Here is a 24,010-nt window from a genome sequence, read left to right as displayed (position 1 = left end):
GCCTCTCAGCGGTGGTGCACCGTCTCCGCTGATGTCGTGATGGGCATCCGTCCTTCGTCGACCCCCGCCCCCGAGCATGTGCCCGCGAGATGCCTCTCGGCGCAGTGCGCTGTTGTCGCGCACCGATCGTCGGAGGAGCAGCCGCCGCCGCGCGCCCATGACAGAGCGTTGCCGACGTCTCGCACGACGCTGCACCTGGCGTCGCCAGGATGCTCTGCTCGCAGCCATGCGCATACCATCCTGGTATGCCTCCACCGACGAGCAGAGTGACGACGAAGACCATGCGTGGTTACCGGATCGAGACCCAGCTCACCGACCTCGGTGAGCACCTCCGCGGCTGGCGCATGGTGCTCGGCCTGACGGCTCAGCAAGTGGCGGAGCGCGCCGACATCACTCGCGCGACGGTGCACAAGATCGAGGTGGGCGACCCCGGGGTCCGCTTCGGCAGCGTCGCGCAGGTGCTCCGCGCGCTGGGAAATCTCGATCGAGTCGTCGAGGCCGTCGACCCGCTCGCCAGCGACCTGGGCCGCCTGCGTGCTGGTCGCCTCTCGAAGAAACGCGCGCGCTGATCGTCGCAGCCGCCGATCGCTTTGTGCCGGCTCGTCTCCGTGGACCCGATCGGTCGGGCTCCCCCGATCGGATTCCACGAGAACGGCGTGATCTCGGAACCACTCTGCGTCGCTACTCGCGCTCAAGCTCGCGTGAGATGACGCTTTTCGTCCTCAGCGCTTCTGAAGCGGAAGGCGACGGAACCCTGACAGGGTGCGAGCGCAGTGCCCTCAGGAGACGTCCGGCCACTCCGTTGTGAGGTAAGCCCCAACAGCACGATGACGGAATGAGTACGGCTTTCCTCGCGCGAGAATCCCTCTTTTCGTGTCCAGACGCTGCGCGATGGGGCCGTCCTCCGTGGCCCGCTCATGTCCGAGCGATCTCGAGATCTTGGTGATCGTGCGATCTTCCGGCTCGAGTTCGGCCATGGCGACGAGGAAGTCCCGCTCCCGCTGCGGCAGCCGCTCGATGATCCGTTCCACATGGGCTTCAGCCTCATCCCGCGCGTGTCGCCAGCCCCGCAGGACGTGCTCGCGCGTGATCAGATCGCCGGAGTCGGCGTACCAAGCCCGCTCCCCCGCGAGCTGGAACAGGAACGGCTCACCCTGGCAGAGATCGACGATCGCCTTCTGAGCGTCCGATTCCATGAAGATCCGAGTCGGCCTTCCATCGTTTCCGAGAATCTCCCAACCACCCGTGACGAAAGGCTGAAGGGCTGCAGACAGATCACCGTCCTCAATGGGAGCGAGAGTCGTCTTCTTGAAACGCCGGACGAACGTTGCGCCCTGCCGAGCACCGGCGACATCATCGAACTCCGGCAGGCCCGAGAGGTAGACCGCGATCGGCAGCGCAACGGCCACTCGATCAGCGCCAGCACCCGGCCGCACCTCCAGCTCCTCGTGAACGAGCGCGTCTCCGAGTGCGATCAGGAGCTGCGAGAGAACATTCGCGTCTGCGATGTTCTGGATCTCGTCGATGTGGACGAGGACCATCGTGTCCCCACGCCGTCGAGCTGCACGCCCTACCTCGACGAGGAGCTCGGAGAGCGACGTGTACGGATCGGGCGCATCCTGATTCGCGCTGAGCGAAAGCGAGACACCGGCCATCGAGACCTGCTGAACGCGCGCGAGCAGCACGCCCAGTCGCGCATCCCGCTTGTGCGAGAGACCCGCCGCCACCGCCAGCTCGAGCAGTGCCGATGCCACGCGCTTGAGCGGATCGGCTCCCGAGGGGATCCGTAACTGCTGCGTCACCCAATCGCCGGCATCCTGCGCCTCAGCGGCGATCCGCCTCACAAGCGTCGATTTACCGAGACCCGCCTCGCCGAGAATGGTCCTGCCACGCTCGTGTATGCCCGCGAGGCGACGCGGCCGGACGATGTCCCGCCAGTCGCTGAGTTGGACAGTCCTGCCAGCCCACACCCTCGGAACCGTGTCCGAGCCCGGACTGAAAGGAGAGTCGAGCGGTGTGCGCATGCTGTAAATGTTATCGCCGACTGGTTCAGCCGTAAACGTTTACAGATTCGCGCCGCTCAGCGCGGCGCCCGCTGGCAGTGCGGGCAGAGGTGCGACGAGCGGTTCATGAACGGCACGCGGACGATCGGCTCGCCGCAGCGCGGGCAGGGCTTGCCGGTCTGGCCGTAGGCGTTGAGGCTGTGCGAGAAGTAGCCGGAGGCGCCGTTCACGTTGACGTACTGGGCGTCGAAGCTGGTGCCGCCCTCGGCCAGCGCGCGCTCGAGCACCGAGCGGACCTCGGCGAACAGGCGGCGGATCCGCGCCTCGGTCAGCGACGAACTGGGCGTCTCGGGATGCAGCTCGGCCGCCCACAGCGACTCGTCCGCGTAGATGTTGCCGATGCCGCTGACCAGCGTCTGATCGAGCAGGGAGCGCTTGATGCCGCTGTTCCGGCGGGCCAGCACGGCGAGGACGGCCGAGAGATCGAAGAACGGGTCGAGCGGATCGCGGGCGATGTGCGCGACCTGCGAGGGCACGGCCCGCAGCCAGTCGCCGTCGACCGCGTCGTCGCCGGCGTAGCCGCCAGGAGCGCCGTCCGCGGTGGGAGCCAGCGAGTCGATCGCCATCGAGCCGAAGATCCGCTGGTCCACGAAGTGCAGGGCCAGCTCGCCGTGCTCCGGATGCTCGATGCCGATCCGGATGCGGGTCAGCTTCGCGAGCGCGGCGTCGGCCGTCCGCAGCAGCACCTGCCCGCTCATCCCGAGGTGCACGAGCAGCGCCTCGTCGCGACCGGCCGGCAGCCAGAGGAACTTGCCGCGTCGCACCGCGCCGCGCAGCCGCCGCCCGACGAGCAGCCCCTCGAACGAGCCGAGCGGGTGCACGTGGCGCTTGAGCGAGCGCTCGTCGACGATCTCGACACTCGTCACCAGCGAGCCGGTGACGGCGGGAGCCAGCCCGGCCCGCACCACCTCGACCTCGGGCAGCTCGGGCACGGTCAGCCCTCGATCGGAGCGGCGGGCGCCGCGGGCGCGACCGGCTCGCCGGGAGCGGTCGCCGAGAGGCGCGTCCACGCGTCGAGGGCAGCGGCCATCTCGGCCGCCTTCTTGCTCGTCCCCTCGCCGCGGGCGGTGACGAGACCGCCGACGATGACGGTGGCGACGAAGACCTTGCTGTGGTCCGGTCCGGTCGCCGCGATCTCGTAGCGGGGGGCGGGCGCACCGCGCTCAGCGGCCGCCTCCTGAAGGCTGGTCTTCGGGTCCATCGAGACGCCGAAGCGCAGCGGATCCGCGGTCAGCGGGGCGATCAGCCGCAGCACGAGGTCGCGCGCGGCGTCCGGACCGGTGCCGAGGTAGACCGCGCCGATGATCGCCTCGACGGTGTCCGCGAGGATCGACGACTTGTCGCGGCCACCGGTCATCTCCTCGCCCCGGCCGAGGCGGAGGTGCTCGCCCAGGCCGATGCCGCGGGCGATCTCGGCCAGCGCGACCGTCGAGACGAGGCTCGCCCGGCGCTTGGCCAGGTCGCCCTCGCTCAGCGCGGGGTACTCGGTGTAGAGCATGACGGTCACGGCCTGCCCGAGGATCGAGTCGCCGAGGAACTCGAGGCGCTCGTTGTGCGGGAGGCCGCCGTGCTCGAAAGCGAACGACCGGTGCGTCAGGGCGAGCTCGAAGAGCTCACCGTCGAGGCTCACGCCGAGCGTGGCCTCCAGACGCGACCGGTCGTCGCTGGAGGGTGTGGCAGAGGTCTGGTTCACCATGGACCGCACGGCTCGTGTCGCGGGGCGACGCGGAGCCGAAGGGACTGGATCAGACGTTCGCGACCTTGCGGCCCTTGTACTCGAGGAACAGCGCGGTGCCCGCGGAGTCCTCGACGACCTTGGCGCGGTGCGGGAGGCTGTAGACGGTCTTGCCGTTCTCGACGGTCTTCACCAGGGGCGGGACCTCCGCCTTCCACTGCGAACGACGAGCGTGGGTGTTCGCGCGGGACTTCTTCCTCTTGGGAACAGCCATGATTCTCTCTTCTCTAGCTCGGTCGGATCAGGCGGGGCTGATCAGGTTCGGTCGTCTTCGGTGCGCGGCTCGGCGCCGGCACCACTGTCTGCGGAAGCTCCGGGCGCTGCGGCCCCACCGGTCCCCGACTCGCCCAACCCGGCGAGCGCGGCCCACCTGGAGTCGCGCGGAGCCTCGGGCTCGGACACGGAGGACTCGGCCAGCCGCTCCCCCGTGACAGGGTCGAGGCCCGGACAATCCGGCCGGCAGACCGGCTGGAACGGCAGCGACAGCACCACCGCATCCCTGACCAGAGGTTCAAGATCCACGTGGTCGTCGTGAACCTCATAGTCGAAAGCTTCGTCAGAAGAGTACGCGAAAAGTTCCTGGAACTCGACATCGACAGGCAGGGAGATGTCGGTGAGGCAGCGGCTGCACTCGCCGACGGCCTCCGCGGACACCTGAACGCTGGCCAGGATGCCCTCGTGCACCGACTCGATCCGGACGTCGAGATCGAGCGGCGCGCCCTGGCGGACGGCGACGATGCCCTCGCCGAAGGCCTCGGGCGCCTCGAGGTCGAGACGGTGCTCGCGCATCTCCCCCGGGCGGTTCACGATGTCGCGCACGTTCACGGTGAACGGCGTCTTCTTGAAAGTAGTCACGAGGATCGAGCCTAGTCCCCCGCGCCACGCCCGGGCGGAGGTCCGGCGGATCCCGCCGACGCCCCGCACCCCCACTCCTCAAAAGTTGCGGTAGTCGCGATCGACTACCGCAACTTCCGCGGAGTCGCAGAGTCCCGCTTCCGCCGCCGCGGCGAAGCAGAGAGTCAACACGCAAAAGTTGCGGTAGCCGGGATCGACTACCGCAACTTCTGCGGAGTGGAGAGGGTGGTCAGTGGGAGGGGGGCGCGTCAGGCGCCGCCGGCCTCCAGGGTCACCTCGATCGGCTCGTAGTCGGCGCCGCTGGTGTCGACGCCCTCGTCCGCGAGCTCGGCGAGCGCCTTCTCGACGTACTCGTTCGAGTAGGCGGTCTCCGGCGGGTCGTCGCTGATGATGGTCGCGCCGGTCTCGTTCTCCGTCGTCTTGGCGATGTCGACCGTCTGGTCCCAGGCCGCCTGGTCGATCATGCCGACGCCGTTCGTGGAAGGCCAGATCAGCTTGTTGACCTCGTTGGTCATCCAGAGCTGGTGGCTCGTGCCGAGCGTGGAGCCGGCCGCGGTGACGATGTCCGCCGCCTCCTGCGGGTTGTCCTTCGCGTAGATCCAGCCCTTGATCGACGCCTTGATGAAGGCGACGGTCTGCTCGGCGTATGCGTCGTCGCTCGAGAGCTTGTCCGCGTCGGCCCAGATCGCGTCCTGCAGCATCGCCGTGCCGACGTCGTTCCAGCTGATCACGTTGAGGTCGTCGGGCGTGTACAGCTCGCCCGTGGCCGGGTTCGTCGACTCGAGGACCTGCGCGTACTCGTTGTAGGTCATCGCCTGCGCCGCGTCGATGTCGCCCGCGAGGAAGCCGTTCATGTCGAACTGCTGCTGCACGAGCGAGATGTCGTCGAGCGAGACCCCGTCCTTCTGCATGCCGGCGAAGAGCTCCCACTCGTTGCCGTAGCCCCAGCTGCCGACCTGCTTGCCCGCGAGGTCGGCGGGCGAGGTGATGCCCTTGTCCTTGAACGAGATCTGCGTGGTGGCGCTGCGCTCGAAGATCTGCGCGACATCGGTGATGTTCGCGCCGTTCTCGATCGAGCCGAGGACCTTCGGGACCCAGGAGATCGCGTAGTCGGCGTCTCCGGAGGCGAGGACGTCCTGCGGGACGATGTCGCCGCCGCCCTCGGCGATGGTCACGTCGAGGCCCTCGTCCTCGTAGTAGCCCTGGTCGACAGCGGCGTAGTAGCCGGCGAACTGGGCCTGGGCGACCCACTGGAGCTGCAGGGTGACGGGCGTGAGATCACCCGAGTCCCCCGAGGCTCCCGAGCCGGTGTCACTGGATGCGCTGCAACCGGTGAGCGCGAGGCCGACGGCGGCGAGCCCCGCCGTGGTCGTCATCGCGATGCGCGTGCGTCTGTTCACTGTTCCTCCTGGTGCGGTGCGGTGCGGGATGCGGCCCGGACGGGCCGTCAGTGCCGTGGTGCGGATGGAGCGGTGGAGCGGATGGAGCGAGTGCCGTGGTGCGGATGGTGCGCGTGCAGTGGTGCGGGTGGTGCGTTCGGGTGGAGCCGAAGTGCCCGTCCGGCGCGAGCCGGCGGGAGTTGAGGGACGCGCCTCAGCGCGCGTGGCTGCGCCGCAGCGCGAGCGCCTCGAGGCCCGCGGTGACGCAGTAGAAGACGAGGCCGACGAGCACGGCCCCGAGCACGTAGGCGTAGGCGAGCGCGTAGTCGCTGCCCGACGCCGCCGAGGTGATCGACTTGCCCAGGCCCCCGATCGGTCCGCCGAAGTACTCGGCGACGAGCGCCGAGATCACGGCGAGCGAGGAGGCGATCCGCAGCCCCGTGAAGAAGAACGGCACCGCCCCGGGCAGGGTGATCGTCCGCGCCGTCTGCCACGGCGAGGCGGCGTAGGCGCGCATCAGGTCGCGGTGCACGGGTGCCGCCTGTCGGAGCCCGCGCAGGGTGTTGACGTACACCGGCACGAAGACCGCGAGCGCCGCCACGAGCTGCCGGGCCGTCTCGACGTTGGCGCCGAACATCGTGTAGAGCACGGGGGCGAGCGCCACGATCGGCACGACGGCCGCCGCGGCGACGATCGCCGCCACCAGCCCGTCGAAGACCCGCACCAGCGCGGACACCCCGGCGACGAGCACCGCGAGCACCGCCCCGGCGACCAGCCCGATCAGCGCGTTGCCGCCGGTCACCCGGCTCCCGGCCAGGACCGAGCCCGCGTTCTGCGCGAACTCCGCCCCGATCGCGAGCGGCGAGGGCAGCACGAACGGCTGCACGTCGAGCGCCGTGACGCCGACCTGCCAGAGCAGCAGCGCCGCGATGCCGAGCACGAGCGGCGCGACCACCGCCCGGGCGAGCGCGGGGCTGCTCACCGGTTCTCCACCCCGCGCGGCACCGCCGCGGCGTCGCCGTGCAGCAGCTCGCGCACGGCCCCGACGTCCGAGAAGAACGCCGCGTCCTCGCGCACCCCCGCCTCGCGCTCGGAGGAGTCCGGCAGCGCGATCCGCAGCACGTCGCGGATCCGCCCGGGCCGCGGCGACATCACCACCACGCGGTCGGAGAGGAACACCGCCTCCGGGATCGAGTGCGTCACGAAGACCACGGCGGCCCCCGTCTCGCTCCGGATGCGCAGCAGCTCGGTCTGCATCCGCTCGCGGGTCATCTCGTCGAGGGCGCCGAAGGGCTCGTCCATCAGCAGCAGCCGGGGGCTCTCGGCGAGGGCGCGCGCGATGGCGACCCGCTGCTGCATCCCGCCGGAGAGCTGGTCGGGGTAGGAGTCGGCGAAGTCGACGAGCCCCACGAGCGCCAGCATCTCGTCGACCCGCGACCGGCGGGCCGCGGTGCCGACGCCGTGCAGCTCGAGCGGCAGCGCGATGTTCGCGCGGATGCTCCGCCAGGGCAGCAGCCCCGCCTGCTGGAACGCGATCCCGTACTCCTGGTCGAGCCGCGCCTGCCGCGCCGTCGTGCCGAACACCGAGATCGTGCCCGAGGTCGGCTCGTCGAGGTCGGCGATCAGGCGCAGCAGTGTCGACTTGCCGCAGCCGGAGGGCCCGATCAGCGACACGAACTCCCCCGCGGCGATCTCGAGCGAGACGGTGTCGAGCGCGGTGACGCTCGTGCTCTTCTTCGTGGTGAACGTCTTCGTGACGGAGTCGACGACGACGGCCGGTTCGGCAGCGCTCATGCGGGCTGCTCCCCTCTGCGGAACGGACGGAGGGCGGTGCCGATCAGGCCGACGACGCCGGCGGCCGCGAGGCCCACCAGCACCGCGCCCAGGATCGGCGCCCAGGGCTTGGCGGGGTCTCCCCCGGCGGAGGAGGCGAACTCGATGATCATGCGGCCGATGCCGCCGCGCAGGCCGATCGAGACCTCGGCGACGACGGTGCCGATCACGGCGCTGACGGCGCCGAGCCGCAGCGCCGGAAGCAGGAACGGCACGCTCGCGGGGAGGCGCAGCCGCAGCAGCGTCTTCCACCAGCCGACGCCGTAGACGCGCATCAGCTCGACCTGGTGCGCCGACGGCGCGTTCAGTCCGCGCAGCGCCCCGATCGAGACCGGGAAGAAGGCGAGGTAGGAGGCGATCAGCGCCACCGACATCCAGTTCTCCCAGGTGAACGCGCCGAGCTCGAGCTGCGAGCCCCAGCGGCGCACCAGCGGCGCGATCGCGATCAGCGGCACCGTCTGGCTCAGCACGATCCACGGCAGCACCGCCGACTCGGCCGTGCGGAAGCGCTGCATCAGCACCGCGAGCAGCAGCCCGACGACCACGCCGACGACCCAGCCCACGGCCGCGACCCCGAGCGAGAAGGCGCTGGCCTGCAGCACCGCGAGCCAGAGCACCGGCGCGTCGCGGGCGCCGGTGATCGGCTCCCCGAGCCGGCCGGCGATCTCCCAGAGGTGCGGCATCGCGATGGCGCTGGTGCGCGGGAGCACGGTGACGTCGCCGACGACGACGCCGGTCTCCGGCCCGAGGGCCTTGTAGACCTCCCAGAGCACCGCGAGCAGGAGCAGCCCGGCCGCGCCGAGCAGGACCCCGCGCGTCGCGGCCGGCGACCTCATGCCTTGGCCACGATGTGCGGGCCGAGGGCCGGGATGACGCGCTCGCCGTACACGCGCAGCGTCTCCTCCTTGTTGTCGTGCTGGAGGTAGCCGGCGAACTGCGTGACGCCGATCTCGGCGAGCGCCGTCAGCTTCGCGATGTGCTCGTCGGCGGTGCCGAGGACGCAGAAGCGCTCGACGATCTCGTCGGGCACGAACGCGGTGTGCGAGTTGCCGGCCCGCCCGTGCTCGTTGTAGTCGTAGCCCTCGCGCCCGGCGATGTAGTCGGTCAGCGCCTGCGGGACGGCGCCGCTCGTGCCGTAGCGGCCGACGATATCGGCGACGTGGTTGCCGACCATCCCGCCGAACCAGCGGCACTGGTCGTACATGTGCGCGCGGTCGGTCCCGATGTACATCGGCGCCGCGACGCAGAACTGCAGCGACTCCGGGTCGCGGCCGACGTTCGCCGCGGCATCCTTCACCGTCTGGATCATCCAGCGCGCGATGTCGAGGTCGGCGAGCTGCAGGATGAAGCCGTCGCCCGTCTCCCCCGCCAGCTTCAGCGCGAGCGGCCCGTAGGCGGCCACCCACATCTCGAGCGAGGAGCCGCGGCTCCACGGGAACTGCAGGGTCGAGCCGTTGTACTCGACCGAGCGGCTGTTGGCGAGCTCGCGGATGACGTGGATCGACTCCCGCAGCGTCTTCAGCGTGGTGGGAGCACCGCCGGTGACGCGGACGGCGGAGTCGCCGCGGCCGATGCCGCAGACGGTGCGGTTGCCGTACATCTCGTTGAGGGTCGCGTGCAGCGAGGCGATGACGGTCCAGTCGCGGGTCGCCGGGTTGGTCACCATCGGGCCGACGGTGATCCGGTGGGTCTTCTCGAGGATCTGCGAGTAGATGACGTACGGCTCCTGCCAGAGCAGGTGCGAGTCGAACGTCCACGCGTAGTCGAAGCCGTGGGTCTCGGCGAGGACGGCGAGCGCGACGGTGCGCGAGGCGGGCGGGTTGGTCTGGAGGACGACTCCGAAGTCCATGGGGCTTCCTTCGTTGCGGTGGGAAAAGAGGACTTCAGGTCAGATCAAGTACTGCGAGAGACCCCGCTTGATGTACTTCCCGTCGCCCTTGGCGCCGATGTAGTCGCCGTCGTCGACGACGACCTTGCCGCGGGAGATCACCGTGTCGACGTGGCCGTCGATCTCGAAGCCCTCCCAGGCGGAGTAGTCCATGTTCATGTGGTGGCTGCGGCCCTCGCCGATGCCGATCGAGGTGTGCCCGTTCGGGTCGTAGACGACGACGTCGCCGTCGGCGCCGGGCTGGATCACGCCCTTCTTCCCGTACATCCCGAACATCCGCGCCGGAGTCGTCGAGGTGAGCTCCACCCAGCGCGGCAGCGAGATCTGCCCGGACACGACGCCCTGGTACATCAGGTCCATCCGGTGCTCGACCGAGCCGATGCCGTTCGGGATCTTCGAGAAGTCGCCGACGCCCATGTCCTTCTGGCCCTTCATGCAGAAGGGGCAGTGGTCGGTGGAGACCATCTGGATGTCGTTGGTCCGCAGCGACTGCCACATGTGGTGCTGGTGCCCCTCCGCCTTCGAGCGCAGCGGCGTCGAGCACACCCACTTCGCGCCCTCGAAGCCGGGCGCACCCAGCTGCTCCTCGAGCGAGAGGTAGAGGTACTGCGGGCAGGTCTCGCCGAAGACGTTCATCCCGCGGTCGCGGGCCTGCGCGATCTGCTCCACCGCCTGCTTCGCCGACACGTGCACCACGTAGAGCGGCGCGCCGGTGAGGTCGGCGATCATGATCGCCCGGTGCGTCGCCTCCTCCTCCGCCTGCCACGGCCGCGAGGTCCCGTGGAAGTAGGGCGAGGTGTTGCCGGCGGCGAGCGACTGCTTCACCAGCTCGTCGATGATCGCGCCGTTCTCGGCGTGCATCATCATCATCGCGCCCTTGGACGCGCCCTTCTGGAACGCCCGCAGGATCTGCCCGTCGTCCGAGAGGAACACGCCCTTGTAGGCCATGAAGAGCTTGAAGCTGGTCACGCCCTCGTTCATCAGCTCGTCCATCGCCACCAGGGACGAGTCCTGCACGTCGGAGAGGATCTGGTGGAAGCCGTAGTCGATCGCGCAGTTGCCGGCCGCCTTCTCCTGCCAGGCCTGGTAGCGGTCGACGACGCTCTCGCCGGGGTACTGCACCACGAAGTCGACGATCGACGTGGTCCCGCCCCAGGCCGCGGCCCGGGTGCCGGTCTCGAAGGTGTCCGAGGCGAAGGTGCCGCCGAACGGCATCTCCATGTGCGTGTGCGCGTCGATCCCGCCCGGGATGACGTACTTGCCGGCCGCGTCGATGACGCGGTCGACGTTCGCCGCCAGGTCGAAGCCCAGCAGCGTCGAGCCGGGCGCGAGCACCGCGGCGATGGTCTCGCCGTCGATCAGGACGTCGGCGATGGCGGTGCCGGTCGCGTTGACGACCGTGCCGTTCGTGATGAGGGTCTTCATCGATGCTCCTCGGTGGTTCCGGTGCTGCGGCGGTCGCGCGGTCGGGTCGTCAGCGGTCAGGGCTTCGGGATGCTCGTGTACGAGTCCGGACGGCGGTCGCGGTAGAACTGCCAGTCGTCGCGCATCTGCTGCACCATGTCGAGGTCGAGATCGCGGATCAGGATCTCCTCGCTGTCGCCCGAGCCGCGCTCGCCGACGAAGTTCCCGCGCGGGTCGATGACCTGGCTCGTGCCGTAGAAGTCGACGGCCAGCTCGCCGTACTCGTTGTCCTCGCGGCCGACCCGGTTGGGCTGGAGCACGAAGTAGCCGTTCGCCACGGCGGCGCACGGGCCCTCCACCTCCCACAGGCGGTTCGAGAGACCGGGCTTGGTCGCGTTCGGGTTGAACACCATGTGCGCGCCGTTCAGGCCCAGCTCGCGCCAGCCCTCGGGGAAGTGCCGGTCGTAGCAGATGTAGACGCCGACCTTGCCGACCGCGGTGTCGAAGACCGGGTAGCCGAGGTTGCCGGGACGGAAGTAGAACTTCTCCCAGAAGCGGTCGAGGTGCGGGATGTGGTGCTTGCGGTACTTCCCGAGGATCGTGCCGTCGGCGTCGACGACCACGGCGGTGTTGTAGTAGACGCCGGTGATGTCCTCCTCGTAGATCGGCAGGATCATCACCGTGCCGAGCTCCTTGGCCAGCGCGGCGAAGCGCTGCACGATCGGGCCGTCGGCGGGCTCGGCGTAGCGGTAGTACTTCGTGTCCTCGGTGATGCCGAAGTACGGGCCGTAGAACAGCTCCTGGAAGCAGACGATCTGCGCTCCCTGGGCGGCGGCGTCGCGGGCGAACTGCTCGTGCTTGTCGAGCATCGACTCCTTGTCGCCGGTCCACGTGGTCTGGGTGATCGCTGCGCGGACGATGGTCATCGGTACCTCCATGCTTCGGTCGGCCCGGTCGAGGCTCCGCCGAGGTCCCGCGAGACGCGGGAGGCGGGGCCGAGGGGCCGTGGTCTCACTGTGGTCCGCGCGAGGGTCGAAGGCAATGACCGCCTTCGCTCCGTGCGCCGGACAGGGGTTCATCGTCGTCCTCCGACGTTTCCCGGGTGTTTCCGGCGCGGATCCGCAGCATTAAGGCGCCGGTCCTTCGGAATCCGCGGTGTCCGCGGTCCGCGGTAGCGTCGACGGATGCGCATCACGATCCTGGCCGGCGGCGTCGGCGGCGCCCGTTTCACCTCCGCGGTGCGCGAGCACCTCCGCGACCTCGAGGCGGCCGGCGGCGGTCCCTCCGAGATCACGGTCGTCGCCAACACCGGCGACGACATGTGGCTGACGGGCCTCAAGGTCTGCCCCGACCTCGACTCGCTCACCTACGCGCTCGCCGGTGTCAACGACACCGAGCGCGGCTGGGGCCGGGCCGGCGAGAGCGAGCGCGTCTCGGCCGAGCTGACCGCGTTCGGCGTCGGCTGGCCGTGGTTCACCCTCGGCGACCTCGACATCGGCACGCACCTCGCCCGCACCTCGATGCTGCGGGACGGGCTGACCCTCTCCGAGGCCACCGAGCGGATCACCGCGCGCTGGCCGCTCGGCGTCCGCCTGCTGCCGATGTCCGACTCCGACGTCGAGACCCACGTCGAGGTCGACCTGCCCGGCGAGGGCGTCCGGCTGCTGCACTTCGAGGAGTGGTGGGTGCGGCTGCGCGCGTCGGTGCCCGCCCGCCGCTTCGTGCAGCAGGGCGTCGAGGAGGCGCGGCCCGCCCCGGGCGTGCTCGACGCGATCGCCGACACCGACGCGGTCCTGATCGCGCCGTCGAACCCGGTGGTGTCGATCGGGACGATCCTCGGCGTGCCCGGCATCGCGGAGGCCGTGCGGACCACCTCGGCTCCGGTCGTCGGCGTCTCGCCGATCATCGGCGGCGCCGTGGTGCGCGGCATGGCCGACCACTGCCTGCCCGCCATCGGCGTCGAGACCTCGGCGGAGGCGGTGGGCCGGCACTACGGCGCGCGCTCGGCCGGCGGCCTGGTCGACGCGTGGCTGGTCGGCGAGGAGGACGCGGCGGCCGTCGGCGCCCTCGACGGCACGGGACTGCGCGTCCACTCGGTCCCGCTCTGGCTCCGCGACCGCGACAGCTCGACGCGGCTCGCGGCCGACGCCATCGCCGCAGCCCGCGCCTGACCACCGCCGGACACGCGCCACCGGCCGGCGCCTCCCAGCCTCGGGGGCCAGGCTGGCAGCACCCCTCAACGCACCATCGAAAGGACCACCCATGCCCGGAGCCCTCGTCCTCGCCGGAGGCGGCCTCGCCGGAATCGCCTGGGAGCTCGGCATCGTCCGCGGCCTCAGCGACGCCTCGCCCGAGGCGGCCCGCCTCCTCCTCGACCCCGCCACGACCCTGATCGGCACCTCGGCCGGCTCCGCCGTCGCCTCGCAGCTGAGCACCTCCGTCGGCCTCGACGAGGCCTACGAGTCCCAGCTGCGCGAGGAGTCCGCCGAGATCGGCGCCGTCGTCGACGTCGAGCGCCTGCAGGCGAGCTACGCCGCCGCGATCGAGGGCGCGACCTCGCCCGAGGACGCCCGGCGCCGCATCGGCGTGCTCGCCCTCGAGACCGCGACCCTGTCCGAGGAGTCCCGCCGCGACGTCATAGCCGCACGGATCGCCGACGCCGACTGGCCCGAGCAGCGCCTCCTGATCACCGCGATCGACACCGCCACCGGAGCGCTCACCGTCTTCGACCGCACGAGCGGCGTCGGCCTGGTCGACGCCATCGCCGCCAGCTGCGCGGTGCCCGGCGTCTGGCCGCCGGTGAGCATCGACGGCGTCCGCTACATGGACGGCGGGGTGCGCTCCGGGAGCAACGCCGACCTCGCCGCGGGTGCCGACTGGGTGGTCGTCATCACGCCGATGCCCGGCATCGGCTCGCCCGGTGTCGGCACGCTGCCCACCGCCGAGCTCGAGGCACTGTCGGGCTCGCGCGTCGAGGTCGTCTACGCGGACGAGGCGTCGATCGCCGCCTTCGGCCCGAACTCGCTCGACCCCGAGGTCCGCCCCGCCGCCGCGCAGGCCGGCCGGGCGCAGGGCACGCGGATCGCCGCCCGGATCGCGGCACTCGTCGGCGCGGACGAGCCCGCGGGCGACTGAACGACCGCGACCCGGCTGCGTCAGCGCTTCACGCCGTAGCGGAGGAACACCGTTCCGTCCGCGAAGCTGCGCTGCTGCCGGAGCTCGAGACGGCTGCGGAAGCCGTGCGGGAGGAACGGCGTCCCGCCGCCGACCGCGAGCGGTGCGACGTACCAGCGGATCTCGTCGACCACGCCGGCGAGCAGCGCCTGCGCCCCGAGGGTCGCGCCGCCGACGGAGACGTCGTGCGGCTTCGAGCGGACCTCCTGCGCCACGCTCACCGGATCGAACGTCCGCTCGAGCCGGGTGCGGCGGGTGCGCACGGCGGGCAGGGTCGTCGAGTAGACGACCTTGTCCGCCTTCCGCCACATCTCCTGGAAGTCGTGGATGAACGCGAACTGCGCGGCGAGCTCGTAGCCCGCGTCCCAGCCGCGCATGGTCTCGTAGATCCCGCGCCCGTAGTGGTACGTGCCCACTCCGGCCTCGATCTCGTTGATGTAGCGGTGCACCTCGGGGCGGGGCGTGGCCCAGCTGAAATCCCCGGTCTCGTCGACGGTGTAGCCGTCGATCGAGGCGACACCGCTGTAGACGAGCGCGCCCACATCGGCCTCCTCTGCAGCCGGTTTCGGGTTCCGGCCACGCCCGCGAGGGTAGGCGTGAGAGCGCTCCAGCGCAACGCCTGCCGGAGAACCGTCGCCGAACGACGGCCGAGCGGCGGCTGCGCCCCGCGACGGGCTCAGTGGCGACTGCTGAGCAGCGCCAGCACGTCGGCGTGCCGTCCCTCGGCCTCGGCGTCGCGGAGGAAGCGCACCCGGTCGACGAGCACCTCCTCCACCTCCGGCCGGGCGGCGAGGATCCGCACCGTCTCGTCGAGGAACTCGTCCAGCGGCATCGCGCTCGGGTCGTCCTGCTGCCCCATCAGCGTCGTCTGGACGGCCGGCGGCACCAGCTCGATCACCTGGACCGGAGTCTCCGCGAGCTGCGCCCGCAGGCTCTGCGTGTAGGAGTGCACCGCGGCCTTGGTCGCGCTGTAGGTCGGGGTCGCCGGCAGCGGCACGAACGCGAGCCCCGAGGACACGGTCATCAGCACGCCGTCCGGCTTCGCGGCGATCCACGGCGTGAAGGCGGTGAGCGTGCGGATCGTGCCGAGCAGGTTCGTCTCGACGATGGCGGCGGCGGTCTCGAGGTGCCCCGAGTCCTGCAGGTCCTCCGGCAGCATGATGCCGGCCATCGTGACGACGACGTCGAGGTCGGGGTGCTCCCGAGTGACCGTCTCGACCGCGGCGGCGATCGACTCCGGGTCGGTGACGTCGATCACGACCGAGTGCGAGCCGGGGTGCGCCGCGGTGAACTCGTCCAGCAGCTCGCTGCGGCGTCCGCCGAGGATCACCGTGTTCCCCGCGTCGAGGAAGCGCTCGGCGAGGCCCCGGCCGATGCCCGAGGTCGCGCCGGTGATCAGGATGGTGCTGCCCGTGGTATTCATGTGGTCTCCTCCGTGTCCCGGGCTGTCCCGCCCGGCTGACCCCAGCGTCATCCCGCGCCACGCGGGCCGGAAGGGCTGGACGATCCAGGGATCGGCGCTCCCTGGTCCGCGATGCGCGCGGACCGGCAGGATGAGCGCATGGACCGACCTGCGCTCGCCGAGTTCCTCCGCGGCCGACGCGAGCGGCTGCAGCCGTCCGACGTCGGCATGCCGCCCGGAGCGCGCCGTCGCACCGCGGGCCTGCGCCGAGAGGAGATCGCCGCCGCCGTCGGCATGTCCGCCGACTACTGGTCGCGGCTGGAGCAGCAGCGCGGACCGCAGCCGTCCGAGCAGATGCTCACCGCGATCGCCCGCGGGCTGCGCCTGGACCTCGACGAGCGCGACCACCTCTTCCGGCTCGCCGGGCAGACCCCGCCCGCCCGGCACCGGCGCGACGAGCACGTCTCCCCCGGGCTGCTCCGCGTGCTGGACCGGCTGGACGACACTCCCGCGCTGGTGATCACCGAGCTCGGCGAGACCCTCGTGCAGAACCGCCTGGCCCGTGCCCTCTTCGGCGACGGCGCCGCCTGGACCGGCCTGGACCGCAGCGGTATCCACCGCTGGTTCGCGCACCCCGACGAGGCCCGCCGCAGCTACCCCGAGCGCGAGCACGAGCACCAGGGGCGGATGCAGACCGCCCAGCTGCGCTTCGCCGCCGCGGCACCCGACGCCGATCCGCTGGCCGGGCGGATCATCGCGTCGCTGCTCGGTCGGAGCGAGGAGTTCCGCCGCTACTGGGAGCTGCAGGAGGTCACGGCCCGCTTCGAGGACCACAAGACCCTGCGCCACCCCGAGGTCGGCGAGATCGACGTCGACTGCCAGGCCCTCTTCACTGAGAACCAGGCGCAGGTGCTGCTGGTGCTCACGCCGCGCGCCGGATCGCCCGCCTCCGCCGAGGCCCTCCGGCTGCTCGGCGTCGTCGGCGACCAGCGGCTGACGCCGTCGGCGTAGGGCCGGTATCGACGGGGGCGGGTGTCCGCGAGCGTCCGTCGGCGCCGGGGCGCGTGTCCGCCGCGTGCCGACGTCCGCCTAGGGTGGAGGCGGTCGCAGCGAGCGGCCGCGAAGGGTTCCTCATGAAGATCAGCCAGCTGCGTCACTTCGTGGCCGTCGCCGAGGAGCTCCACTTCGTGCGCGCCGCCGAGAAGCTCGGCATCTCCCGCGCGAAGCTCGACTCCTCTGTCGCCGCCGTCGAGCTCGACCTCGGCCGCCCGCTCTTCGAGCCGGGCGCCGCCGCCACGACCCTCACCGCCGCCGGCCGCCAGCGCCTCGCCTCGGCCCGCGAGGAGCTCGCCGCCCTCGGCGACGAGCCGGAGGAGGCCCCCAAGTCCGGCGGCAAGGCCAAGGCCTCGAAGGGCACCGGCCGCGCCCCGGTCGTCAAGGGCCAGCCCAAGCCCTACAAGCGCCGCCAGTCCCGCTGACCCGAGGTCTCGCGAGGTTCTCCTGTGGGCCCTACCGGGCTCGAACCGATGACATCCACGGTGTAAACGTGGCGCTCTACCAACTGAGCTAAAGGCCCCCGTCGCGGCCGGGCCGCGGACGATCGGGATCGATCCTACGACACGGCTCGCACCGCTACTCTCGGCGCATGGCGGACACGGACGACACCCGCGCGAGGCGCCGGGCCGAGAGCCGCTGGCCGGCCTCCGCCGCGATCCTCGTGGCCGTGGTGCTCAATCTAGTCGGGCACGATCCCGGCACCTCGGTCGTCCGGATCGCCGCGGCGGTCCTGACGCTCGCCCTGCTGATCCCGCTGTTCGTGGTCAACCCGCGGCGCCTGGACACCGAGACCCGCTGGTCCCGCGGAGTGTCGATCGCCCTCGCGGTCGTGCTCGCCGCGGCGAACCAGATCAACGTCGTCCGGGTCGTGATCGACCTCGTCGACGGTTCGGCCGACGGCCCGCTGCTGCTGCTCACCGCGCTGCAGGTCTGGGTCACCAACGTCGTCGCCTACGCGCTGATCTTCTGGGAGCTCGACCGCGGCGGCCCCGTCTCCCGCGGCACGCTCGAGCGCTCGCAGCTGCCGCCCGCCGACTTCGCCTTCCCACAGGACACCTACCGCGACACCGTCAGCGAGGTGGCGGTCGGCTCCTCCGAGAAGGCCGACTGGCGCCCGGGCTTCGTCGACTACCTCTACGTCTCGACGACGAACACCATGGCGTTCAGCCCCACCGACACCATGCCGCTCTCCAGCCGGGTCAAGCTCCTGATGGCCCTCGAGGGCTTCACCGGCTTCGTCCTGCTGGCCCTGGTCATCTCCCGAGCCGTGAACATCCTCAACTGACGCCCTGGCGAGTGCACCCCTGCACCCCTCCCGCGAGATGCCACTTGCGCACGCGACACGCCCTGAAAAGCGGTCACAAGTGGCATCTCGCGGAGAGCGTCAGGCGTGGGCCGGAGTGAGCGCGTCGATCGCGGCGCGGTAGTCGTCCATCGAGCGGGCCTCGCCGGGGGCGGTGATGAAGGTGTCGCGGATGACGCCCTCCTTGTCGATGAGGAAGGTCGCGCGCGTCGCGTAGCCCTTGCCCTCGAGGAAGACGCCGTACTGCTTGGCGATGTCGCCGTGCGGCCAGAAGTCGGAGAGCAGCGTGAAGTCGTAGCCCTGCTTCTCGCCCCAGGCGCGCAGGGTGTGCTTGGAGTCGACGGAGATGCCGATCAGCTCGACCTCCGCGTGCTCGAACAGCGAGAGGTTCTCGCGCAGTGCGCAGAACTCGCCGGTGCAGGTGCCGGAGAAGGCGAGGGGGAAGAAGACGAGGGCGACGTTGCGCCGCCCGTGGAAGTCGCCGAGCTGGATGCGCTCGCCGTACTGATTCGCGAGTTCGAAGTCGGGAGCCAGCGTGAGCTTCTCGAGAGCCATCGGACGATGTCCTTCCATGCGCACGAATGTCGCGCGAGCACGAGGGGCAATGCTAGACCCGCTCCGGCCGTCCACCAAGGAGGAGCCGACCAGCGGTCGGGAACGAGGCCGCCGACCGGGCCGCTGGACGCGCTGCCGCTGGAGAAATCCCACAGTGCCCTGTGCGGTTCCGTCGTGGATCGCCACACATGACCGGAATCGCTAGGCTTGCACGGGTGCCCGCGCGCTCCTCGTCATCCGAGGGTCCTGCGCGCGGATCCGCACCGCTTCATGAGAGTGATGTCTCGGGCACGATCTGCCCCCAGAGAGAGGTCGAGGGTGACTGTTAACGATCAGGACCCGTATTCCGTCGGACACGTCGACTCGGATCCCGAGGAAACGTCGGAGTGGAACGAGTCGCTGGACGCGCTCGTCGAGGAGCGGGGTGCCGGTCGCGGACGCGACGTCATGCTCAGCCTCCTCAAGCGCTCCAAGGAGCTGCACCTCGGCGTTCCGATGGTGCCGACGACGGACTACATCAACACCATCGCGGCCGAGAACGAGCCCGACTTCCCCGGCGACGAGGACGTCGAGCGCCGCTACCGCGCGTGGATCCGCTGGAACGCGGCCATCCTCGTGCACCGCGCGCAGCGCCCCGGCATCGGCGTCGGCGGCCACATCTCGACCTACGCGTCGAGCGCCTCGCTCTACGAGGTCGGCTTCAACCACTTCTTCCGCGGCCAGGACCACCCGGGCGGCGGCGACCAGATCTTCATCCAGGGCCACGCCTCCCCCGGCCCCTACGCCCGCGCCTTCCTCGAGGGACGCCTCAGCGAGCACCAGCTCGACGGGTTCCGCCAGGAGAAGTCGCACCAGGGCGGCGGGCTCTCCAGCTACCCGCACCCGCGCCTCATGCCGGAGTTCTGGCAGTTCCCGACCGTGTCGATGGGCCTCGGCCCGATCAACGCGATCTACCAGGCGCAGGCGAACAAGTACCTCACCAACCGCGGCATCAAGGACGCCTCCGACCAGCAGGTCTGGGCGTTCCTCGGCGACGGCGAGATGGACGAGGTCGAGTCGCGCGGTCAGCTCCAGGTCGCCGCGAACGACGGCCTCGACAACCTCAACTTCATCGTCAACTGCAACCTGCAGCGCCTCGACGGCCCGGTCCGTGGCAACGGCAAGATCGTCCAGGAGCTGGAGTCGTTCTTCCGCGGCGCCGGCTGGAACGTCATCAAGCTCATCTGGGGCCGCGAGTGGGACGACCTGCTCGCCCGCGACACCGAGGGCGCGCTGCTCGACCTGATGAACAAGACGCCCGACGGCGACTTCCAGACCTTCAAGACCGAGGACGGCGCCTACGTCCGCGAGAACTTCTTCGGCCGCGACGAGCGCGCGAAGAAGCTCGTCGAGGACTACAGCGACGAGCAAATCTGGGGCCTGCGCCGCGGTGGTCACGACTACCGCAAGATCTACGCCGCCATGAAGGCCGCGACGGAGCACAAGGGCCAGCCGACCGTCATCCTCGCGCACACCATCAAGGGCTACGGTCTCGGCCGCAGCTTCGAGGGCCGCAACGCAACCCACCAGATGAAGAAGATGACGCTGGACAACCTGAAGGGCTTCCGCGACACCATGCGGATCCCGATCACGGACGCGCAGCTCGAGGAGAACCCCTACCTCCCGCCGTACTACCACCCCGGTCAGGGCGACGAGGCGATCGAGTACATGCAGGAGCGCCGCCGCGCGCTCGGCGGCTACCTGCCCGAGCGCCGGTCGAAGTACACGCAGCTCTCGCTGCCGGACGACTCGGCCTACAAGATCGGCAAGAAGGGCTCCGGGACGCAGGAGATCGCCACCACCATGGCGTTCGTCCGCATCCTGAAGGACATCCTGCGCTCGAAGGACTTCGGCAACCGCGTCGTCCCGATCATCCCCGACGAGGCCCGCACCTTCGGCATGGACGCGTTCTTCCCGAACGCGAAGATCTACAACCCGCGCGGCCAGCACTACACGTCGGTCGACCGCGAGCTGCTCCTGGCCTACAAGGAGAGCCCGCAGGGCCAGATCCTGCACGTCGGCATCAACGAGGCGGGCGCCCTCGCGGCGTTCACCGCGGTCGGCACCTCGTACTCGACGCAGGGCGAGCCGCTCATCCCGGTCTACGTCTTCTACTCGATGTTCGGCTTCCAGCGCACGGCCGACGCGATCTGGGCGGCGGGCGACATGATGGCCCGCGGCTTCATGATCGCGGCGACCGCCGGTCGCACCACGCTGACCGGTGAGGGCCTCCAGCACGCGGACGGCCACTCGCCGATCCTCGCCGCCACCAACCCGGCCGTCGTGAGCTACGACCCGGCGTACAGCTACGAGATCGCGCACATCGTGCAGTCCGGTCTCGAGCGGATGTACGGCGGGAAGCACCCGGACCCGAACGTCATGTACTACGTGACGGTCTACAACGAGCCGATCGTGCACCCCAAGGAGCCCGAGGACGTGGACGTGGACGGCATCGTCCGCGGCATCCACCGCGTCTCCTGGGGTCAGTGGGACGGCCCGAAGGCCCAGCTGCTCGCGTCCGGCGTCGCCGTGCCGTGGGCGATCGAGGCGCAGAAGCTCCTCGCCGAGGACTGGGGAGTGTCGGCCGACGTCTGGTCGGTCACCTCCTGGAACGAGCTGCGGCGCGACGGCATCAACGCTGAGCACCACAACTTCCTCTACCCCGAGGACGAGGCGCAGGTGCCCTACGTCACGCAGAAGCTCGCCGACGCGAAGGGCCCCTTCGTCGCCGTGTCGGACTTCTCGCACCAGGTCCCGGACCAGCTGCGGCAGTTCATCCCGGGCGACTTCGCGACGCTCGGAGCGGACGACTTCGGCTTCTCGGACACCCGCGCCGCCGCACGTCGCCACTTCAAGATCGACGGACCGTCGGTCGTGGTGCGCACGCTGCAGCTGCTCGCCAAGCGCGGCGAGGTCGACCCCTCGCTCTCCGCCCAGGCGATCCAGAAGTACAGCCTCCACGACGTGAACGCCGGCACCACCGGCAACGCCGGCGGCGATAACTGACGGACGGCTCGGTGCTCTCCTCCGACGACGCGCAGTCGACGACGCGGGGAACCGCCTCTTCCGCGGAGCGTCCGGCCACCCGGCCGGGCGCTCCGCGCACGAAGGAGCAGACCCTCGCGTGGCTGCGGACCCTCTCGGGCGAGCTGTCCACGCAGACCATCAAGAAGCTCGAGGACACGCTGCCCTGGTACGGCAGCATGCCCCCGGGCCGCCGCTCCGCGGTGGGCATGGTCGCGCAGGCCGGCATCACCTCGTTCATCTCCTGGTTCGACGACCCCTCGGCGACGCCGTGGATCGCCGCCGACGTCTTCGGAGCGGCTCCCCGCGAGCTGCTCCGCTCCGTCTCGCTGACCCAGACCCTCCAGCTGATCAAGGTCACCGTCGAGGTCGTCGAGGAGCGGATCACCAACCGCGGCGAGGACCTGCGCGAGGCGATCCTGCTCTACTCGCGCGAGATCGCCTTCGCCGCCGCCGACGTCTACGCCCGTGCGGCGGAGGCGCGCGGCCTCTGGGACGCCCGTCTCGAGGCCCTCGTCGTCGACTCGATCCTCACGGGCGAGGCCGACGACGAGCTGCCGAGCCGGATCGCGGCGCTCGGCTGGCACGGCCACGGCGAGGTCGCGGTGCTCGTGGGCACCGCGCCCAAAATGCTCGACGTCGATCAGCTCCGCCGCACCGCCCGGCACATGAGCGCCGACGTGCTGATCGGCGTGCAGGGCAGCCGGCTCGTGCTGGTGATCGGCCGCGCCGAGCCGAGCGAGAACGCGACGGAGGAGACCGGCCCGCCGGTCGCCTTCCTCGAGATCGCGAACGCGCTCGAGCCGGGCTTCGGCTCCGGGCACCTGGTCCTCGGCCACGAGGTGCCGACGCTGGTCGAGGCCTCGCGCAGCGCCCGCGCCGCGCTGGCCGGCTTCGCGGTCGCGCGCTCCTGGCGCAACGCCCCGCGGCCGGTGAACGCCGACGACCTGCTGCCCGAGCGCGCCCTCGCCGGCGATCCCCTGGCCCGGCAGAGCCTGATCACCCAGATCTACAAGCCGCTGCAGAAGCACTCGACCGAGCTGCTCACCACGCTGTGGGCGTACCTCGACAACGGCCGCTCGCTCGAGGCGACGGCCCGCGAGCTCTTCGTGCACCCCAACACCGTCCGCTACCGCCTGAAGCGGGTGGCGGAGGTGATCGGCTGGGACGCGACGGGCGCCCGCGAGGCGCTCATCCTCCAGTCGGCCCTCATCCTCGGCTCGATGAGCGACCCGGACGGGGCGGTCCGCCGCCGTCCGACGCGCAAGTGAGCCGCCCCCCTCCTCGCACCCGTTGTAGAACCGCCACAAGCTCTTTGTGGTTTGTCAGTACGTCAGAGCGCCGCACGAACCGGCGCGGATCGGAAGACTGAAAGCGTGATCGTCGTCGTCGCCCCGGGTCAGGGCTCCCAGACCCCCGGATTCCTCGAGCCGTGGCTCGCCGTCCCCTCGGTGGCCGAGCAGGTCGCCGCCCACTCGGAGGCGGTCGGCATCGACCTGGCCGCCCATGGCACCGTCTCGGACGCGGACACGATCCGCGACACCGCGGTCGCCCAGCCGCTGATCGTCTCCGCCGGGCTCGTCAGCCTGGCCGCGTTGCTCGAGGGTGGCCGCCGCGAGCGCATCGCGGGCATCGCCGGCCACTCGGTCGGCGAGATCACCGCCGCGGCCGGGGCGGGAGTCCTCTCCGAGCCCGACGCCCTCGTCTTCGTCCGCGAGCGCGCCCGCGCCATGGCCGCCGCGGCCGCCGCGACCCCCACCGCGATGAGCGCCGTCCTCGGCGGCGACGAGGAGGCGCTCCTCGCCCGCCTCGACGAGCTCGGCCTCGAGCCGGCCAACTACAACGGCGGCGGCCAGATCGTCGTCGCCGGCGCGGTCGACGCCCTGCAGGCGCTGAAGGACGAGCCGCTCCGCGGCACCCGCGTCGTCCCGCTCCAGGTCGCCGGCGCCTTCCACACCCGCTACATGGCGCCCGCCCGCGACTCCCTCGCCGACGTCGCCGCCTCGATCACGCCGGCCGACCCGACGCTGCGCCTCTGGACGAACAACGACGGCACGGTCGTCGACTCCGGCGCCCGCTTCCTCGAGCTGCTCGTCGGCCAGGTCGCCTCGCCCGTCCGCTGGGACCTCTGCATGGCCGCCTTCGCCGAGGCGGACGTCACCGGCCTGATCGAGCTGGCCCCCGCCGGCGCCCTCGTCGGCCTCGCCAAGCGCGGCCTCAAGGGACTCCCGACCCTCGCGATCAAGACCCCCGACGACCTCGACGCCGCCCGCGCCTTCATCGACGAGCACGCCGCCTAG

24 protein-coding genes and 1 tRNA gene are annotated in these 24,010 nt (G+C 70.8%); 9 read left to right on the top strand and 16 right to left on the bottom strand.

Annotation, left to right across the window (positions count from 1 at the left end; all coding sequences use genetic code 11):
* The first annotated feature begins 281 nt into the window (after nucleotides 1-281).
* On the top strand, nucleotides 282-569 hold the full coding sequence (locus EDF22_RS06230; protein WP_123704761.1) for a helix-turn-helix domain-containing protein: 288 nt from the start codon (nucleotides 282-284) through the stop codon (nucleotides 567-569).
* A gap of 210 nt (nucleotides 570-779) precedes the next feature.
* Here the strand turns inward: EDF22_RS06230 and EDF22_RS06225 are convergent, their stop codons facing one another.
* The 12 genes from EDF22_RS06225 to EDF22_RS06170 form a co-directional block, all read right to left on the bottom strand.
* Nucleotides 780-2,024 carry an ATP-binding protein gene (locus tag EDF22_RS06225; RefSeq protein ID WP_123703199.1) on the bottom strand — a complete coding sequence of 415 codons (1,245 nt, stop codon included), beginning with the start codon at nucleotides 2,022-2,024 and terminating at the stop codon, nucleotides 780-782.
* A gap of 56 nt (nucleotides 2,025-2,080) precedes the next feature.
* Nucleotides 2,081-2,995, bottom strand: a complete 915-nt coding sequence (gene mutM / locus EDF22_RS06220; protein ID WP_123704759.1) for a bifunctional DNA-formamidopyrimidine glycosylase/DNA-(apurinic or apyrimidinic site) lyase — start codon at nucleotides 2,993-2,995, stop codon at nucleotides 2,081-2,083.
* Nucleotides 2,996-2,997: 2 nt separating this feature from the next.
* Entirely contained in the window at nucleotides 2,998-3,759 is a 762-nt protein-coding gene (rnc, locus tag EDF22_RS06215; protein ID WP_123703197.1) for a ribonuclease III, read from the bottom strand.
* A gap of 49 nt (nucleotides 3,760-3,808) precedes the next feature.
* Entirely contained in the window at nucleotides 3,809-4,012 is a 204-nt protein-coding gene (gene rpmF, locus EDF22_RS06210) for a 50S ribosomal protein L32 (RefSeq protein WP_123445680.1), read from the bottom strand.
* A gap of 41 nt (nucleotides 4,013-4,053) precedes the next feature.
* Nucleotides 4,054-4,653, bottom strand: a complete 600-nt coding sequence (locus tag EDF22_RS06205) for a DUF177 domain-containing protein (protein ID WP_372487848.1) — start codon at nucleotides 4,651-4,653, stop codon at nucleotides 4,054-4,056.
* 248 nt (nucleotides 4,654-4,901) lie between these two features.
* Nucleotides 4,902-6,053 (bottom strand): ABC transporter substrate-binding protein, encoded by a 1,152-nt coding sequence (locus EDF22_RS06200; RefSeq protein ID WP_260303318.1) that lies wholly within the window; start codon nucleotides 6,051-6,053, stop codon nucleotides 4,902-4,904.
* Nucleotides 6,054-6,246: 193 nt separating this feature from the next.
* On the bottom strand, nucleotides 6,247-7,014 hold the full coding sequence (locus tag EDF22_RS06195) for an ABC transporter permease (RefSeq protein ID WP_123703193.1): 768 nt from the start codon (nucleotides 7,012-7,014) through the stop codon (nucleotides 6,247-6,249).
* Nucleotides 7,011-7,826 (bottom strand): ABC transporter ATP-binding protein, encoded by an 816-nt coding sequence (locus tag EDF22_RS06190; protein ID WP_123703191.1) that lies wholly within the window; start codon nucleotides 7,824-7,826, stop codon nucleotides 7,011-7,013. The genes EDF22_RS06195 and EDF22_RS06190 overlap by 4 nt, the downstream gene beginning before the upstream one ends.
* Complete coding sequence (locus EDF22_RS06185) at nucleotides 7,823-8,701, bottom strand: ABC transporter permease (RefSeq protein WP_123703189.1); 879 nt, start codon at nucleotides 8,699-8,701, stop codon at nucleotides 7,823-7,825. Before EDF22_RS06185 ends, EDF22_RS06190 begins: the two co-directional genes overlap by 4 nt.
* Entirely contained in the window at nucleotides 8,698-9,714 is a 1,017-nt protein-coding gene (locus EDF22_RS06180) for a TIGR03842 family LLM class F420-dependent oxidoreductase (RefSeq protein ID WP_123703187.1), read from the bottom strand. The genes EDF22_RS06185 and EDF22_RS06180 overlap by 4 nt, the downstream gene beginning before the upstream one ends.
* Nucleotides 9,715-9,753: 39 nt before the next feature.
* A complete protein-coding gene (gene hydA, locus EDF22_RS06175; protein WP_123703185.1) occupies nucleotides 9,754-11,178 on the bottom strand; it encodes a dihydropyrimidinase in 1,425 nt (474 codons plus the stop codon).
* 56 nt (nucleotides 11,179-11,234) lie between these two features.
* On the bottom strand, nucleotides 11,235-12,083 hold the full coding sequence (locus EDF22_RS06170; RefSeq protein ID WP_123703183.1) for a nitrilase-related carbon-nitrogen hydrolase: 849 nt from the start codon (nucleotides 12,081-12,083) through the stop codon (nucleotides 11,235-11,237).
* Nucleotides 12,084-12,341: 258 nt separating this feature from the next.
* On the opposite strand from EDF22_RS06170, the gene cofD reads away from it, so the two are divergent.
* Nucleotides 12,342-13,328, top strand: a complete 987-nt coding sequence (gene cofD, locus EDF22_RS06165; protein WP_123703181.1) for a 2-phospho-L-lactate transferase — start codon at nucleotides 12,342-12,344, stop codon at nucleotides 13,326-13,328.
* A gap of 91 nt (nucleotides 13,329-13,419) precedes the next feature.
* Nucleotides 13,420-14,292 (top strand): patatin-like phospholipase family protein, encoded by an 873-nt coding sequence (locus EDF22_RS06160; RefSeq protein WP_123703179.1) that lies wholly within the window; start codon nucleotides 13,420-13,422, stop codon nucleotides 14,290-14,292.
* Nucleotides 14,293-14,312: 20 nt separating this feature from the next.
* On the opposite strand, the gene EDF22_RS06155 is transcribed toward EDF22_RS06160, so the two are convergent.
* Nucleotides 14,313-14,873: a dihydrofolate reductase family protein gene (locus tag EDF22_RS06155; RefSeq protein WP_123703177.1), complete on the bottom strand. Its 561-nt coding sequence runs from the start codon at nucleotides 14,871-14,873 to the stop codon at nucleotides 14,313-14,315.
* Between the two features lie 134 nt (nucleotides 14,874-15,007).
* A complete protein-coding gene (locus EDF22_RS06150) occupies nucleotides 15,008-15,754 on the bottom strand; it encodes an SDR family oxidoreductase (RefSeq protein WP_123703175.1) in 747 nt (248 codons plus the stop codon).
* Between the two features lie 138 nt (nucleotides 15,755-15,892).
* Between EDF22_RS06150 and EDF22_RS06145 the strand changes: the two genes are divergently transcribed.
* The gene (locus EDF22_RS06145) at nucleotides 15,893-16,744 is read left to right on the top strand and encodes a helix-turn-helix transcriptional regulator (protein ID WP_123703173.1); all 852 of its coding nucleotides are present in this window, start codon (nucleotides 15,893-15,895) and stop codon (nucleotides 16,742-16,744) included.
* Nucleotides 16,745-16,866: 122 nt separating this feature from the next.
* The gene (locus EDF22_RS06140) at nucleotides 16,867-17,211 is read left to right on the top strand and encodes a LysR family transcriptional regulator (protein WP_123445667.1); all 345 of its coding nucleotides are present in this window, start codon (nucleotides 16,867-16,869) and stop codon (nucleotides 17,209-17,211) included.
* 25 nt (nucleotides 17,212-17,236) lie between these two features.
* Here the strand turns inward: EDF22_RS06140 and EDF22_RS06135 are convergent.
* A tRNA-Val gene (locus tag EDF22_RS06135) sits at nucleotides 17,237-17,309 on the bottom strand.
* A gap of 69 nt (nucleotides 17,310-17,378) precedes the next feature.
* Between EDF22_RS06135 and EDF22_RS06130 the strand changes: the two genes are divergently transcribed.
* Entirely contained in the window at nucleotides 17,379-18,074 is a 696-nt protein-coding gene (locus EDF22_RS06130; protein WP_123703171.1) for a hypothetical protein, read from the top strand.
* Nucleotides 18,075-18,173: 99 nt separating this feature from the next.
* Here EDF22_RS06130 and EDF22_RS06125 read toward each other — a convergent pair whose 3' ends face one another.
* Nucleotides 18,174-18,647 (bottom strand): peroxiredoxin, encoded by a 474-nt coding sequence (locus EDF22_RS06125; RefSeq protein WP_123703169.1) that lies wholly within the window; start codon nucleotides 18,645-18,647, stop codon nucleotides 18,174-18,176.
* A 318-nt stretch (nucleotides 18,648-18,965) separates the two neighbouring features.
* On the opposite strand from EDF22_RS06125, the gene aceE reads away from it, so the two are divergent.
* The 3 genes from aceE to EDF22_RS06110 all read left to right on the top strand — a co-directional run bounded on the left by aceE (nucleotide 18,966) and on the right by EDF22_RS06110 (nucleotide 24,010).
* Nucleotides 18,966-21,692 carry a pyruvate dehydrogenase (acetyl-transferring), homodimeric type gene (aceE, locus tag EDF22_RS06120; protein WP_123703167.1) on the top strand — a complete coding sequence of 909 codons (2,727 nt, stop codon included), beginning with the start codon at nucleotides 18,966-18,968 and terminating at the stop codon, nucleotides 21,690-21,692.
* Between the two features lie 122 nt (nucleotides 21,693-21,814).
* Complete coding sequence (locus EDF22_RS06115; RefSeq protein WP_173232301.1) at nucleotides 21,815-22,981, top strand: CdaR family transcriptional regulator; 1,167 nt, start codon at nucleotides 21,815-21,817, stop codon at nucleotides 22,979-22,981.
* A gap of 105 nt (nucleotides 22,982-23,086) precedes the next feature.
* Nucleotides 23,087-24,010, top strand: a complete 924-nt coding sequence (locus tag EDF22_RS06110) for an ACP S-malonyltransferase (RefSeq protein WP_123703163.1) — start codon at nucleotides 23,087-23,089, stop codon at nucleotides 24,008-24,010.

Origin of the sequence: Rathayibacter sp. PhB127 (assembly GCF_003751665.1) — a bacterium.
Lineage (GTDB): Bacteria > Actinomycetota > Actinomycetes > Actinomycetales > Microbacteriaceae > Rathayibacter > Rathayibacter festucae.
This window is presented reverse-complemented; position numbering and strand designations above follow the sequence as displayed.

Coding starts and splice junctions, on each gene's coding strand:
- EDF22_RS06145 (WP_123703173.1), top strand. CDS start 15,893: ATGGACCGACCTGCGCTCGCCGAGTTCCTCCGCGGCCGACGCGAGCGG.
- EDF22_RS06130 (WP_123703171.1), top strand. CDS start 17,379: ATGGCGGACACGGACGACACCCGCGCGAGGCGCCGGGCCGAGAGCCGC.
- cofD (WP_123703181.1), top strand. CDS start 12,342: ATGCGCATCACGATCCTGGCCGGCGGCGTCGGCGGCGCCCGTTTCACC.
- EDF22_RS06225 (WP_123703199.1), bottom strand. CDS start 2,024: ATGCGCACACCGCTCGACTCTCCTTTCAGTCCGGGCTCGGACACGGTT.
- EDF22_RS06170 (WP_123703183.1), bottom strand. CDS start 12,083: ATGACCATCGTCCGCGCAGCGATCACCCAGACCACGTGGACCGGCGAC.
- EDF22_RS06190 (WP_123703191.1), bottom strand. CDS start 7,826: ATGAGCGCTGCCGAACCGGCCGTCGTCGTCGACTCCGTCACGAAGACG.
- EDF22_RS06180 (WP_123703187.1), bottom strand. CDS start 9,714: ATGGACTTCGGAGTCGTCCTCCAGACCAACCCGCCCGCCTCGCGCACC.
- hydA (WP_123703185.1), bottom strand. CDS start 11,178: ATGAAGACCCTCATCACGAACGGCACGGTCGTCAACGCGACCGGCACC.
- EDF22_RS06185 (WP_123703189.1), bottom strand. CDS start 8,701: ATGAGGTCGCCGGCCGCGACGCGCGGGGTCCTGCTCGGCGCGGCCGGG.
- EDF22_RS06140 (WP_123445667.1), top strand. CDS start 16,867: ATGAAGATCAGCCAGCTGCGTCACTTCGTGGCCGTCGCCGAGGAGCTC.
- EDF22_RS06230 (WP_123704761.1), top strand. CDS start 282: ATGCGTGGTTACCGGATCGAGACCCAGCTCACCGACCTCGGTGAGCAC.
- rpmF (WP_123445680.1), bottom strand. CDS start 4,012: ATGGCTGTTCCCAAGAGGAAGAAGTCCCGCGCGAACACCCACGCTCGT.
- EDF22_RS06160 (WP_123703179.1), top strand. CDS start 13,420: ATGCCCGGAGCCCTCGTCCTCGCCGGAGGCGGCCTCGCCGGAATCGCC.
- rnc (WP_123703197.1), bottom strand. CDS start 3,759: ATGGTGAACCAGACCTCTGCCACACCCTCCAGCGACGACCGGTCGCGT.
- EDF22_RS06150 (WP_123703175.1), bottom strand. CDS start 15,754: ATGAATACCACGGGCAGCACCATCCTGATCACCGGCGCGACCTCGGGC.
- EDF22_RS06125 (WP_123703169.1), bottom strand. CDS start 18,647: ATGGCTCTCGAGAAGCTCACGCTGGCTCCCGACTTCGAACTCGCGAAT.